14 protein-coding genes are annotated in these 13,711 nt (G+C 56.4%); 5 read left to right on the top strand and 9 right to left on the bottom strand.

Going from position 1 to position 13,711, the window contains the following annotated elements; translation table 11 throughout:
- Nucleotides 1-53 precede the first annotated feature (53 nt).
- Nucleotides 54-431 carry a VOC family protein gene (locus J9788_RS04420; protein ID WP_182264458.1) on the bottom strand — a complete coding sequence of 126 codons (378 nt, stop codon included), beginning with the start codon at nt 429-431 and terminating at the stop codon, nt 54-56.
- 24 nt (nt 432-455) lie between these two features.
- Between J9788_RS04420 and J9788_RS04415 the strand changes: the two genes are divergently transcribed.
- On the top strand, nt 456-671 hold the full coding sequence (locus J9788_RS04415) for a hypothetical protein (protein ID WP_182264459.1): 216 nt from the start codon (nt 456-458) through the stop codon (nt 669-671).
- A 137-nt stretch (nt 672-808) separates the two neighbouring features.
- Here J9788_RS04415 and J9788_RS04410 read toward each other — a convergent pair whose 3' ends face one another.
- From J9788_RS04410 to opgC, 8 genes are all read right to left on the bottom strand, one after another.
- Nucleotides 809-1,246: a hypothetical protein gene (locus J9788_RS04410; RefSeq protein ID WP_182264460.1), complete on the bottom strand. Its 438-nt coding sequence runs from the start codon at nt 1,244-1,246 to the stop codon at nt 809-811.
- A 6-nt stretch (nt 1,247-1,252) separates the two neighbouring features.
- On the bottom strand, nt 1,253-1,633 hold the full coding sequence (locus J9788_RS04405; RefSeq protein ID WP_182264461.1) for a DUF4440 domain-containing protein: 381 nt from the start codon (nt 1,631-1,633) through the stop codon (nt 1,253-1,255).
- Nucleotides 1,634-2,038: 405 nt separating this feature from the next.
- Entirely contained in the window at nt 2,039-2,365 is a 327-nt protein-coding gene (locus J9788_RS04400; RefSeq protein ID WP_227414465.1) for a hypothetical protein, read from the bottom strand.
- Between the two features lie 37 nt (nt 2,366-2,402).
- Entirely contained in the window at nt 2,403-3,938 is a 1,536-nt protein-coding gene (locus tag J9788_RS04395; RefSeq protein WP_046898347.1) for a phospholipase D family protein, read from the bottom strand.
- Nucleotides 3,939-4,024: 86 nt separating this feature from the next.
- Nucleotides 4,025-4,816: a helix-turn-helix domain-containing protein gene (locus J9788_RS04390; RefSeq protein WP_033650400.1), complete on the bottom strand. Its 792-nt coding sequence runs from the start codon at nt 4,814-4,816 to the stop codon at nt 4,025-4,027.
- A gap of 356 nt (nt 4,817-5,172) precedes the next feature.
- Nucleotides 5,173-5,490, bottom strand: a complete 318-nt coding sequence (locus tag J9788_RS04385; RefSeq protein ID WP_033643078.1) for a cupin domain-containing protein — start codon at nt 5,488-5,490, stop codon at nt 5,173-5,175.
- Between the two features lie 402 nt (nt 5,491-5,892).
- Nucleotides 5,893-6,033, bottom strand: coding sequence for a hypothetical protein (locus tag J9788_RS04380; protein ID WP_162488771.1), 141 nt, complete (start codon nt 6,031-6,033; stop codon nt 5,893-5,895).
- A 14-nt stretch (nt 6,034-6,047) separates the two neighbouring features.
- Nucleotides 6,048-7,250 (bottom strand): OpgC domain-containing protein, encoded by a 1,203-nt coding sequence (gene opgC / locus J9788_RS04375; protein ID WP_182264462.1) that lies wholly within the window; start codon nt 7,248-7,250, stop codon nt 6,048-6,050.
- A gap of 305 nt (nt 7,251-7,555) precedes the next feature.
- Here opgC and J9788_RS04370 point away from each other — a divergent pair, with 305 nt between their 5' ends.
- Genes J9788_RS04370 through J9788_RS04355 form a run of 4 tightly spaced genes read left to right on the top strand, consistent with a single transcriptional unit; the run spans nt 7,556 to nt 13,710 of the window.
- Complete coding sequence (locus J9788_RS04370; protein ID WP_182264463.1) at nt 7,556-9,388, top strand: glycosyltransferase; 1,833 nt, start codon at nt 7,556-7,558, stop codon at nt 9,386-9,388.
- A gap of 2 nt (nt 9,389-9,390) precedes the next feature.
- Complete coding sequence (locus J9788_RS04365) at nt 9,391-10,755, top strand: DUF3131 domain-containing protein (protein ID WP_182264464.1); 1,365 nt, start codon at nt 9,391-9,393, stop codon at nt 10,753-10,755.
- A gap of 19 nt (nt 10,756-10,774) precedes the next feature.
- Nucleotides 10,775-12,343, top strand: a complete 1,569-nt coding sequence (locus tag J9788_RS04360; RefSeq protein ID WP_182264465.1) for a DUF3131 domain-containing protein — start codon at nt 10,775-10,777, stop codon at nt 12,341-12,343.
- Entirely contained in the window at nt 12,328-13,710 is a 1,383-nt protein-coding gene (locus J9788_RS04355) for a DUF3131 domain-containing protein (protein ID WP_182264466.1), read from the top strand. The genes J9788_RS04360 and J9788_RS04355 overlap by 16 nt, the downstream gene beginning before the upstream one ends.
- Nucleotide 13,711 lies beyond the last annotated feature (1 nt).

Below are 13,711 nucleotides of genomic sequence, written 5' to 3'. Positions count from 1 at the left end.
GTTATGTTAAATTCATAGTCTTTATTTATAATTATCTGTTTTAAAAGAAAAAACTAGTCTATCGCGTTGTGGCAAACCGCCTCGATATTGTGGCCATCCGGACCAATCACAAATGCCGCATAGTAGTGGGCATGATAATTGGGGCGTAAACCGGGCGCGCCATTGTCTTTGCCGCCGGCGCTTAACGCGGCGTGATAGAACGCATCGACCTGTTCACGGCTGCTTGCGGCAAATGCCAGGTGCAGATGCGCCGGTTTTTCATCGGTCTGAAACAGGCATAATGACACGTTACCCCGATCGGGACACAGCTCAACGCCATAATCGGGTTCACCTTCGGCAACGATCTTTACGCCCAGCGGCGCCAGCGCATTAAGGAAAAACGCTTTGCTCAGAGCAAAGTCGCTGACGCCAAATTTCACATGGTCAAACATGGGGATGTCCTGGAGTGTGGAAGAATGTTCCTATTCAGTATAGCCAACGTCATGAAGGCTGCCGGAAACGGTGAAGACGAACGCCAGTACGCATTTGGCAGGCAGAAGTTGTTCATTTTTATGGCGCGTTTTGGTGAAATCTGCAGTATAGCAGTAGCCATGTTTTATCAGATTTCACGTAGCGCGATCAAAAAAGCGGGGGGATTTCGCCTCAACATCCCCAGAGATGCATCGACATAAGCATGCCCGGTCATCATTAATGGCAGAACGCATTTATCTATGATCCTCAGTGGGTGGAACGTGATAAAGCTGAAACTTCGCGAGATATTGGCTGGCGTGTTAACGGCAGTCCATCACGTCGGCAGAGCTGCTGGCGGTCAAACCAACGATTGATAATTTTGCTGGGTGGTTAAGCGGCGTTGGAACGCCAAGTGCCGAAATCCTGGGAAGCGGCAAGCGCACGCCTCAGATGTTTGCGCAAACATCATGGTGTCGCTCAGCAATAGGCGGCAATGGTAATGAAGCCTGCAGCGAAAGCTCGACGGCTGAAGACCAGTTGAAAAACGAATTCGTTCAACGACATAAGCAACGGACGCTGGAATGGTTGGCCACAGGAGAAAACCCATGATCAAGCCAGGACGCCAGAATCCACGTAGAACCATATAGGTGCGCATAATGTATATTATGTTAAATTTCATTATTGGGTACGCACCGCGGTTAGCCTGGCCGTCCTTTCTCACCTCACCTTCAAGCCTTATCAGGCTGCTATCCTTTTTTATGTTTAAGCCCATCATCAGCCCGTTCAGTTTCAGCACCTCCGTTTAATCCTCGGTCGGTGTGCCCTGATGAAACCGCATCTGCCAACCCGTCTTTTCCGTCAGCATCCAAATCGACGACCGTGCTGTGCAACGAATGGCGTTGCCCTGCGCGTTGCGTTGAAAACTCTTATACGTCAGCAACACGGCGCCTTCACTGATTTTCATCAGCGCAAAACCTTCGGCAACAATCTGCGGATGCTCAGTTTCCATTTCCAGCGCCGCAACGGTCTGGCGTTTGTCATAACGCAGACCTGAGCGAGCAATCTCTTCAAAGTCTTCATGCAGCAATGCCGCGACGCGCTGCGGATCGCGGCGCACCGTTGGCTGATGCAGCTCAACCTCAAGCGTCTGGATTTGGCTAAACAACTCTGCAGAATGCGTCAAAATGCCCTCCTTTTTGATCGCGCTACGTGAAATCTGGCAAACTTCGGGGCACGAGTTCCCCGTTGAACGTATAGGTACAACAACGGTATCTCACCGGCACATCTTCTGCGGTGAATGCCGGCTTCACTTTCTGCAATATCCCGTGCTCAAGGCGCTTCTTTATCCAAGCGACTAATCGCTTCGCTGCGTACTTCATTCCAGGGTTGGCCCACTTTACTGAGCAAAATCCGCCTGTTTGCCATGGCGCTCCCAGCGGTACTCGCCACCGCTGGCGATGGGCTCTCTGGAGGTAACACTTTCTCTTCTATAGAGTTTTTTCTTTTTATCTCGATGCGCTCTCATCAAACATCAATAGTGACATTGTCACGAAAATGGGAAGCCTCACGCCTATTTCCCCCCAAAATGTTACGGGGTTATCGCCAACTTAATCACGCCATCATGCTTTTCCGAGAATAAACGATAAGCCTCTGCGATATTCTCCAGCTGAAAACGATGCGTTACGAACGGTGTGAGATCCAACCCGCCATGCTGGATGACGTTCATCATTCTGCGCATTCGCTCCTTGCCGCCTGGGCACAGTGCCGTACGAATCGTATGATCGCCCAACCCATAGGCAAACGCCTCTACGGGCAATTGAATATCGTCACTATAGACGCCAAGGCTGGACAGCGTGCCGCCCTGTTTGAGGATGCACGCCTCATCGCAATCATCGCGGGCGAGATTCCCTTGCAACGGCTGTTACACCAGGTGGCGACGGCCTTCGCCGGCGCTACAGCATCCACTCGATAGGCAGCCAGCCGGCCACGGTAAGAACGATGCGTTTTACCCAGCCGGCACCGGGTTCTTGCTGGTGCACCTCGGTGTGGCCGTCTTCGAAGGCTTCTTTCCACACCATTTTGCCTTCGGGCGTCAATACCGGCCGATATGCGGCGTATTCGAGCGGGCCATCAAACAGTTGGCGGGTGTCGGCCGCCAGTGACGGGCTATCGATCAAGAATCCCATTTCGCAGTTCAGGTGCGCCGAGCGCGGATCGAAATTGAACGAGCCGATAAACACCCGTTTGTCATCGATGGCGAAGGTTTTGGCATGCAGCGCCGCACCGGACAGCCCCAGCGGCTTGAGTTCCTTGCGCCCCGTCGGTTGCCCGGCGCGCAGCTTCAGCTCGAACAGCTCGACGCCCGCCTGCAGCAGCTCACGCCGGTATTTGGCATAGCCAGCGTGGACCACCAGCACGTCGGTGGTGTTCATCGCGTTGGTCAGCACGCGGATGGATTTTCCCTGCTTGGCGAGCGATTCAAAGAAGGTTGCCCCTTCCCGCCCCGGCACGAAATAGGCAGAGACCAGATCCAATTGCCGGCTGACGCCGCCGATGATCTTGCCCAGCTGCGTCACCATCAAGCGATCGCGCGACGCTTTGCCCAATCCCTTCGCCGGATCGTCGGCTACCAGCTCTACCTGGGTGAATTCCGGCTGCACGGCGCCATCGCGAAAGCGCACCGCACTGGTTTCCAGCTGCACCGCCAATTTACGGGCGCGCTCGCTGGTTTCGGTTGCGGCAGCCTGCGTCAGGAATGCCGAGAGGTTGCCCTGGCCTCGGATAATTTGCTCAACGCCGAATACCGAGGCGCTGTTCCAGTAGCGATCGAAGACATCAGCGGTCTCCGCCACCACGCTGCCGACGCTCAACACGTCGAGATCGAGGAAATAGTTCTCGTCGCCGACCTGGAAATACTCATCGCCAATGTTGCGGCCGCCGATGATCGCCACGGCGCCGTCGACGATGTAGGACTTGTTATGCATGCGTCGATTCATGCGCATAAAGTCGAAGGCGTAACCGGCCAGCTTCGGCGTACGCACGGTAGACGGGTTGAACAGACGGATTTCGATGTTTTTCTGCGCGTTCAGCGCCGCCAGCGTCTCATCCATGGCGACGCCGTTATCGTCCAGCAGCAGCCGCACACGTACGCCGCGTTGGGCCGCGTCATACAGGGTTTTCAGCAGGATCTGCCCGGAGGTGTCGTTATGCCAGATATAGTACTGGGCATCGATCGACCTTTCCGCCATCCGCGCCAACGCCAGGCGGCTGGCGAACGCATCGTGGCCGCTGACCAGCGGCACCACGCCGCTCAGGCCGGGATGCGCCGCCATCTGTTCGGCGGCTCGCGCCGGCAATAGCGCGGCAGGATCCGCCGGCATTGCCGCCTGGGGCAGACGCTGCGAAATATCCGGCAAACGAAAGATGACTCTTGCCGCAATAATGGCGATCGTCACGGCGATAATCAGATACACGACAATTTTTATCACGGGAAGCGGCCTCGGAGGTTGACTGCTTTGCTTTATACGTCATTAGGTTGCTTCAATCTATAGGAGAAGCTCGCTCTGCAATACGGCTATAGCGTAAAGCGCGAAGGCGAAACGCCAAACAGTTTTTTAAACGCCACCGAATAGGCGCTGTGACTCTCATAACCGCTTTCGAAAGCGGCGTGTATGATGGAGTGGCCGGCCAACAGCAGCGGAATGGACGATAGCAGCCGCAGACGCTGTTTCCACTGGCCAAAGGTGATGCCGGTTTGTTGAGTAAAGTGACGCTGGAAGGTTTTCGCGCTGATCGACAGTGAATCCGCCCAGATCTCAATGCCGCGATCGTCGGCCGGCGTGATGACCAACTGCCGGCAAATGTCGGCCATTCTCGCTTCCATCGGCCAGGGGAGATGCAGCGCCAGCTGCGGCTGCAGGCTCAGTTCCTCGAGGAACAGCGCTCTGAGCAGCGCGTGGCGTTTGGTTTCCTCGCCCTCGGGTGCCAGCGTCGCCAGTTGGGCGATCAGCTCCCGCAGCAGCGGTGACACCTGCAAAACACCGTCGCGCAACGGCAATCGCGCGGCGGTGAATTCATCGACAAAAATCCCGTAAACGCAGATATTGCTTTGCATGACCAGCTGATGCTCTACCCCCGGCCGCAGCCAGACCGCGGTGGTTGGCGGCACGATCCAACGCCCGCTGCCCGCTTCGACCGCCATCACTCCCTGTTGCGAATAGAGCAAATGGCAACGTTTATGCGAGTGGAAAGGAACGACAAAGCCTGCCGGATAGTGTTTCACCAGCCCTGTCACCTCGAACGAGGAATTCTCGTGACTGCTGAGGTTGATGCGTTTCGTTTCGGCGTTGTCGACTTCGAATCCCATGGTCGTTTGTCCCTTTTGATAACGCGAATGTCTTTTATTTGATAGAGAGGCCGCATGATCCTCCATATAGTGACGTTCTCGCAAGCCACACCAGGGGCCTTATGCGAATAAACTCACTATGACACCCACATTTCATCGTTCTGCGTGGTAACGGGGCGATGACATTGTGCATGCGCTGCACAATGGCGGCAACGTTGCGGGGGCGACGGCGGCCGAAAGTGATGGAAAGGGAAAGCGCGATGGATTGAATCAGGAGGTTTATGCCTAATCAGCAGGTAGCTTAGCCTGGGGGCGGTTCAATGCTGAAGGGATAGGGAGAGCGCCTAGGCTCTCCGCTATCCCTTCTTGTCAATACGTCAACGGGCCAGTTCGGCGCCGTCCAGCTCGGAAATCGCCAGACAAATCACTTCCGTTATCGCCTCTACCGTATAGGCGGTATTGGCAGGAATGATTAACATCTCATGAGGTTGCAGCGTCTGATCGTCAACCTTCAGTTCACCGCTCAGCACCATCAGTTTCACCCATCCCGGATGAAAACGCGCCGGTTGTCGGCTGCCCGCATCCAGCTTCAGCAACGCCGTATGGCCCGGCGTCTCCCGTTTCAAAATATGAAAGCGCACCCCATCGTAAGGCATGTTTTCGTAATGCAGTGACGCCAGTGTTCTCTTATGCATGGTAAGTGTCCTCGTGACCTGTGAGTAGCTGCTCCGCCTTCGGTCGCCGTAAAAACGTTTGGCGGCTGTCCCTACCGAAAGCACCGTCTCGCAGCCTCTTGGCGAACGGATTAACTGTCGTGCTTGCAGCGGCCTGTACGGCCACCGCTTCATGCCTAACCTGCCTCAGGCATGCTAATAAATATATAAGAGCCTCGCCAACGGCGCAAAAAACCACTAGCGGCGGCTGCGCGGTATCCAGCGAGAACCGACCGGCAATCGCGATGATATCCACCCCTTCACCCCCATCATCAATAAATCGCGCCGGGCGGTAACCGTGAGGAATGGCGGGATTAACGCCGTGCAACAGCTCGTCGCTGACCAGCCGACCCAACGTCGGAGCGCACATCACGGCCGGATGCATCACCGCCACATAGAGACAGGTGGCGCCCAGCGGCCCATCAGCGTGGCGCTCATGCCGGCCAGGTGGATCACCGCCGCGACGATCAATCCGGCGCTGAGCGGATCCAGAGAGAAACCGCTCAACGCCTTTTCTTCCCCCATTTGGTTGAGCTCGTTTAGTTGGGAACAATCTTCTTCAACAGGCCGTAACGCGCCATCACCCACAGCACCAGCAGCCCGGCGACATGCACCGCCGTGTTAAAGAGCCAATGCTGCGTCCAGAGATCGAAGGTCACAAACTGGCTGATGAACAGTACCAGATAGACGTGAATGATGAAGGTATACAGCGAGTTTTGCCCCAGCACGATCAGGAACCACCCGACGGCCTTGTTGATCGGCTGCCAGCAGACGGTCAGCAGCCAATAGACGCTAGCGATCAGGCAAAAATCATTCAGGATGCGCATAGGGCCCAGTGCATTCTTAGCGGCGAGATGCTGATAAAACCAGTTGAATTCCGCCGCCGGGATCACGTGCAGCATTAACGCCGGCGGCATAAAGGGATTGGTATGGTTTTGCGCGACGAACAGCATTATCAGCGCCACCGCCGCCATGCCATAGCGCGCAATCTTGCCTGCCTGAGTGCGGGCCAACGACGCGAGCTCCTCTTTGTACCATCCGCAGCACAGGCCAAGTATGTAGATCAATTGCCACGCCAGGAAAGGAAAAGCGAACTCGAACTCCGCCGAAGTCATCGGCATGCCGCTGATTTGGTAATAGCCGTAAGCGATGAGCGACAGTGCCAACAGCCCGGCGCCCCTGCCCGTATTCAATAGCCAGAGGAACAGCGGGCTAAACAACAGCAGGTAAAAATAGAGCCCCAGAATTTGCGTCTGGTGTGGCCCTATCTGCAAAAAAATAATCTCGTTGAACCAGGCCTCTTTGACTTGTTCATTAACCGGATACATCGAATATACCGCCCCTGAAAAACGGTCAACGAAATGTGTCACTTCAAAGGTATCGATAAAATCCAGCATTTGCAGCAGCAAAATACTTATAATGATAACGATATTAACAATATATAGTTTAGCCGCGCGCCGCACCAACGAATAGGCCACCGTCAACATGGATTCAGTTTGTAACTGTCGCCGTTTCATATTGCCAAGAATAAAACCCGACAAGATAACAAAACCTTCAGCGCCGGTAGTCAAACCGAACCGCTCCCAGGTAAAAACATTCAAAACCGACATCACCTCTACGTGCGCCACCACCATCATCACCAGCGCGATGCCGCGCAGCATGTCGATACGCAAATCACGTTTCCCAATGGCGACATAGTGAAGCGTTGCCGTAGAAGATTCACTAACTTGCTGTAAATTCATTCGGTTATCTCATGATGAATCGGTTCAAAAGACAGCGCCATATGGTTTGTTTAATTTGTAATTAATTTAGATTAAATATATAACTCACTAATCATTTTTCCTTAGGCAGGCGTATAGGAATTTTAGATGAAAAAATAAATTTATCCGCGCGTCACGTATTTTTTTGATGAGGAAATGCTCATTATTGCAATCATATAAAAAACAACAGAATGTCTGTTTAATTTTAAATCCACCATCTTGCTAATCTTCCATGCTTAACTAAACTCTCTATCTATATCATGACCTCCTTGCCGGGAATGAAATGCATGGCGCATTTTTATTTTTCATCTTTTGAAAAAAGGAGCCCCCCTGCACCGCTAAAAACCTCGCGGGCAATAGAGTTCCTTTGGCAAATCCTCGCCGTGGCCGCTCTGTTGGTCGGCGCCAATTACATTCGCTGGCGTTGGATGGCGTCACTCAATTATGACGCCTTGTGGTATGCCGTTCCTTTGGTGATAGCGGAAACCCTGGCCTATTGCGGCACAATTCTGTTTACCATCAACCTGTGGCAAGTGCGCGATGTCAAACGCCGCCCCCCGCCGCGCGACATCCGTCAATGTCTCGATTCGGATGAGGCGATCGCACCGCGCCCGGTCAAAGTCGACCTGTTTATCGCCACTTATTCCGAAGATACCGAACTGGTCCGGTTGTCGATTCAGGATGCCAAACGAGTCACCTATCCCTTCCCGCTGGACTACCGCATTCACGTGCTGGACGACGGCAAACGCCCCGAGATGCGACGCGTCGCAGAACAAGAAGGCGTAAATTATCTGTCGCGCGAGAACAACATCGGTTTTAAGGCCGGCAATCTGCGCAATGGACTGGAACACACGGACGGGGATTTTATCGTCATCTGCGATGCCGATACCCGTGTATTCCCGTCCATCTTGACCGACACGCTGGGTTATTTTCGCGATCCCCTGGTGGCCTGGGTGCAAACGCCGCAATGGTTTTACGATCTGCCCGCCGGAAAGCGTTTGCCGCACTGGTTGAAGGACAAGCTGGGGCGGCCGGGCTATGTCGTCGGGCGCGCGTTTGAAGGGGTGGTTGGGCCCCTCACCGTCGGCCAAGATCCCTTTTTCAACGATCCCAAGATGTTTTACGACGTGATATTGCGCCGCCGCAATGCGGCCAACGCCGCCTTCTGTTGCGGCGCGGCGTCAATTCATCGGCGCGAGGCTATCATGCAGAGCGCATTGCGCAGCTATGCGCGCGCCGTCGAAAATGAAATCGATCGCTATACCCGCGACGTCACGGATGCCGGCCTGCGCGACGATCTTGGCCGGGCGATGAAACCCCAGATTGCGTTCGATACCGAATTGACGCCGTATAAATTCCACGTATCGGAAGATATTTACACCTCGATCGTGCTGCACGGCGATCCCGAGCGACGCTGGCGTTCCGTCATGCATCCCGAGGTGGAATCGAAAATGCTGTCGCCGCAGGATTTGTTGACCTGGATGATTCAGCGTTTCAAATATGCGGCGGGATCGCTGGACATTGCGCTGCATGATGCAGTCTTCAGCGCGAAAAACTTCAGGCTGAGTCTGGCGCAAAAGCTGATGTACGGCACCACGTTCTGGTCATATCTTGCCTGCCTGTGGAATACGGTGTTCCTTATCTCGCCGTTGATCTATCTGTTTACCGGCATTCCGCCGGTATCCGCTTACTCGTTGCCCTTTTACCTGCACTTTTTACCGTTTTTCCTGCTGTCTGAGCTGGCTTTCATGTTCGGCACCTGGGGGATCTCTGCCTGGGACGGAAAGGCGTCCTACCTTTCGCTTTTCTCGATGAATCTGCGCGCGCTGGATACGGTGCTGCGCGGTGAAAAGATCAAGTTCCACGTTACGCCCAAAGAGCGCCAGCAAGGCAACTTTCTGACGCTGGTCAAACCGCAGTTGGCCATCATCGCCCTGACGCTGTTGGGGCTGTTATGGGGCGGCGCGCAGCTGTATCTCGGCAAGGTGGACGATCCGGCCGGCTATGTGATCAATATCTTCTGGGGCGGCGTAAACGTGATGGCCATGTTGCCGATGGTGTTCGCCGCGCTGTGGCGCCCTGAGTCGGAGCCCCCTTCCGAACAGCAGGAGGCCGGATAGACATGGCGTGGAAACACTCACTGTTGCAGGCGCGCAGCTATATTGCGGTCATCCTTGGCTTCCTGCTGGCCTTCGGCGTCGTAGTGTATGTTGAGATGAAGATGCCCCCCGCCCCGGCGGAAAGCGCCGAGTTGGCGCTGAGCGCCGATTTCCCCACGCTGCCCGCGCCACGTGCGCTGACCTTCGACGAGGCCGTCTGGGCGCGCATCGCCTGGCAATATTTTGTCAACAACACCCAATCCAGCGGGCTGGCGAATGCCATCGACAACCAGCCTTACACCACCATGTGGGACACCGGCAGTTATCTGATGGCGACGATCAGCGCACAACGCCTCGGGATCATTACGCAGGACGAGCTGAATGCGCGCGTGAATGCCGTTTTGACAGCGTTGTCTTCGTTACCGCTGGCCGACGGTCAGTTGCCGTCGCTGTATTACCATACTCAGCGCCCTATCAGGCTGAATAGCCTGGGCCAAAACGAGAGCCAATCCGATTGGTCTGCCGTCGACCTCAGCCGTCTGTTGATGGCGCTGGATATCGTCGCCTGGCTGTACCCGGAACAGACCGGCGCGATCGCCCGTTTAATCGCCCCCTGGCAGTTCGACGCCCTGTTCATGCAGCAGGAGCAGCGACAGCCGCTGAATTTCCGGGCGGCAAAAAAATGGCTGCTCGTCACTCAAAGCAATCGTGACAGCTATGGTTACCAGCTTTACGCCGCCCACGGACTGCGCCGCGTCAGCCCTCTGGCCGGCATCGTTCTCGGCACCCAACCGCCATCAGCCCGCACCATCAGCATTGACGGCCTGCGTATTCCCTACGACAGCCAGGCCAAAATCGGCAAGGTCGATCACCCGGTCGTCACTACCATGCCCTATTTACTGACCGGTCTGGAGGTCGGGTTCGACATCCGGTCGGCGGAAATCAGCTGGCGAGTGATGAAAGTACAGGAAAGCCGCTATCGCAGCCGCGGCGGTGACGCCTATGTGAATACCGACAATGAAGAGCAATTGCCGCGTTTTATCGACGACGCGGTCATCAGTCGATTCCCGGCGCAGATCGACAAGTCGCGTGCGGAAATCAAAGAGGCGGCGCTGCAGCTGTCGACCAAGTCGGCATTCGGTTGGTACGCGCTGTTTCGTACGTCGTGGAGTGACGAAATGCGGCAGCGCGCCGGCGTCCTGTTCGAGCCGGGACGCGGCTGGTATGACGGCATCATCGCCGCCAATGGGCAGCAGAGTCGGGTGATCGGCGCCAATACCAATGCCCTGATATTGGAAAGCCTGGTCTACATCGCGCAAGGTCCGCTGTTTTGCCAAAACTGCGCCTCCGCGCCCGCCGCGAATCTTGCCGACGATCAACGGCCGTAATCAGTTATAAGGAGCCACTATGCCTCATCATTATTTCACCAGGCCGTTTATCACGCTAGTTGGGCGCGCGCTGTGCGGTTGCCTGCTACTGCTGCTGATGTCGCCCGCGGCCGTGGGCGACACCCAGTTGCCCGCCGCCGCCTACCCTCAGCGCCACGGCGACCTGACGGCGCGTGAACAGGCGATGGCGGTCAAGGCCTGGCAATATTTCGTCACCAACTATCAACCAGCGACCGGTTTGGTCAACGCCGTCAACAACTATCCCTCGACCACTATGTGGGATAGCGCCTCCTACCTGGCCGCGCTGACGGCCGCGCGTGAACTCGGCATCATCGACAAGGAACAGTTCGATCAGCGTCTGATCAAGTTTCTCGCCACGCTAAATACCGTGCCGCTGTTCCAAAATCAGATGCCCAACAAAGCGTACAACACCATCACCGCGCAAAAGGTCGACTACCTCAATAAGCCCGGCGAGATCGGCTTTTCATCCATCGACATCGGCAGAATGCTGCTGTGGTTGAAAATCATCAAAGAGCGCTATCCCGAATTTGCCAACGACGTCGATAACGTCGTGCTGCGTTGGGATTTCAGTCATATCATCGACGACTGCGGCACGCTGTATGGCGCCAATCTGGATGCCAATAAACAGCCGGTTTACGTCCAAGAAGGCCGGCTGGGTTATGAAGAGTACGCCGCCAGCGGTTTCCAGCTGTGGGGGTTCTCCACCTGCCAGGCCGCCCGCGCGGAGCCTTACCAGTTGGCGGACATTTATTGTGTTCTGGTGCCCTATGATTCACGCGATCCGCGCACCACCAGTCAGCATAACTATGTGGCCACCGAACCCTATGTGCTGCACGGGCTGGAGATGGGCTGGAACACCAGCGACGATCGCAGCGCCGACCTCGCTAAACACAGCCATCCCTGGATGCAAGACTTCGCCAATCGCGTCTATCAGGCGCAGGAGAATCGCTACCAGATTACCGGCCGCCTGACGGCGCGTTCCGAACATCAGCTCGACCGCGCGCCGTACTTCGTGTACGACACCGTCTATTCCGACGGGTTTGACTGGAACACCATCACGGATAAGGGCGAGTATGTGCCCGATACCGCCGCCATCTCGCTCAAAGCGGCGCTCGGCATGTGGAGCCTGTGGCAATCTCCGTATACCGATCGGCTACTCGACGTGATTGAGAATGCCGGCGAAAAAGACAAAGGCTTCTATGAAGGGTTGTATGAAAACGGCGCCGGCCCGATCCGTGAATTCACCGCCAACAACAATGGCATCATGCTCGAAGCCCTGCTGTTTAAAAAACAGGGGCGCCTGTTGAAATTCAATACCAATGACCAGAGCGACGGCAAATACGCGCCGGCGCTGTGGGATAAAACGCTGGTGAACGTGTTTGACACCAAAAACACACCGTTTAACCGCCCCTTTATCACGCCTGACGCTAACCTGAAGAGCTGGTGCCAACAAACGGGGGTCGCACTGCGCAACGCGCCATCCTGCAAAGCCTGCAAATGCCCGCAGTGTCAAAATGACGCGCCCGTGAAACTGCCCCCGGTAGCGACATCATGCTTAAAACCCTAACGTTGATCGCCTCCGTCGTCATCGCCCTTGCGCTGGTCGTGTTGCTGGGCGTCATGGCGCGCCCCGACAACGCCGGTGCCCTGTGGGAGCGCTGGCGGCAACAGCCTCGCCACGGCGCGTTGACCGAAGAGCAACGGCAATGGGCCGACGTCGCCTGGCGCTACGTGCAGAACAACACGCAGCCCGGCTCCGGTTTGGTGAACGGCAAAGATCGTTATCCGGTGGTCTCGCTGTGGAACATTGGCGACAGCCTGATCGCGCTGACCGCCGCGCGGCGTTTGAACCTGCTCCCGCAACGGGAATTCGACGCCCGTTTGGCGGCACTGCTGACGACGCTCGATCGTTTACCGGTAACCCGCATTGGCGCGCCAGGTGCGCTGTATGACGCCGCCAGCGGCGCGTTCAGCCAGAACGGCGGCGCCGTCAGCGAAGCGCAAGGCATGGCCCGTCTGCTCACCGGCATGCGTTTCACGGCGCAAAGCTTTCCCGAATATCGCACCTTTCTCGAACGAATCGCGCTGCGATGGAACTTCTGCAACCTGCTGACCCAAGACGGTCAGCCGCTCGACGGACGAGAGCAAAACGGCGCTTGGCGCAGTGCCACAGCCAGCGACGTCGGCTATGCCGACTACAACAGCGCGGCTTTCCGCCTGTGGGGGTTTCAACGCTCGTCTCCCCGAATGGCGCCATTCAAAACGGCAATCGTCTATGGTGAGCCCATCGCCGTGACGGCCCGCGATCCGCGCCTCACCGGCACCCCCGCCGGCATCGAAAGCACGCCGTATCTGCTGACCGGGATCGAGATGGGATGGCCGGCGCCCAATGCCGGCGATGCGGCCGACGTCAGCATGGCGCAACGAGCCCAACGTCTTTACCAGGCGCAGGAAATGCGCTGGCAGCGGGAGAAAATCCTCACTGCGCGGGCGCAATATTCACGCAGCACGGCGCCGTGGGAGATATATGACAGCCTGTTCGCCAATGGTTACGCCTGGAATACCCTCACAGACGACGGCCGCTACGCCCCCGAGCTGGCGCTGCTTTCGACCCGCGCCATTTTCGGTCTGTGGGTGCTGTGGGATACTCACTACACCGACGCGCTCATGCAACTGGGGCGGCTGCATCAGGATGACAAACGCGGCTGGTTCGAAGGCCGCTATGAAGCGAACGGCGGCTATAACACCACCTTCACGCTCACCACCAACACCGTCGTGCTGGAGGCGCTGTTGTTCAAACAGAATCGCGGCCCGCTGCTGCAGGCGCCGCTCAACGACGGCTACCTCGGCGCTCGCATGCAAGACGTTTTCAACTGGCCTCGTCACTGTCTGCCGCAGGAGCGTCATCCGCTCCCCAGTGCGAAAGGAGAATGAC

Origin of the sequence: Serratia sp. X10 (genome assembly GCF_017811775.1) — a bacterium.
Classification (GTDB): Bacteria; Pseudomonadota; Gammaproteobacteria; order Enterobacterales; family Enterobacteriaceae; genus Serratia; species Serratia ureilytica.
The sequence above is the reverse complement of the archived record's forward strand: the minus strand, read 5'-3'. Positions and strand labels throughout refer to the sequence as shown.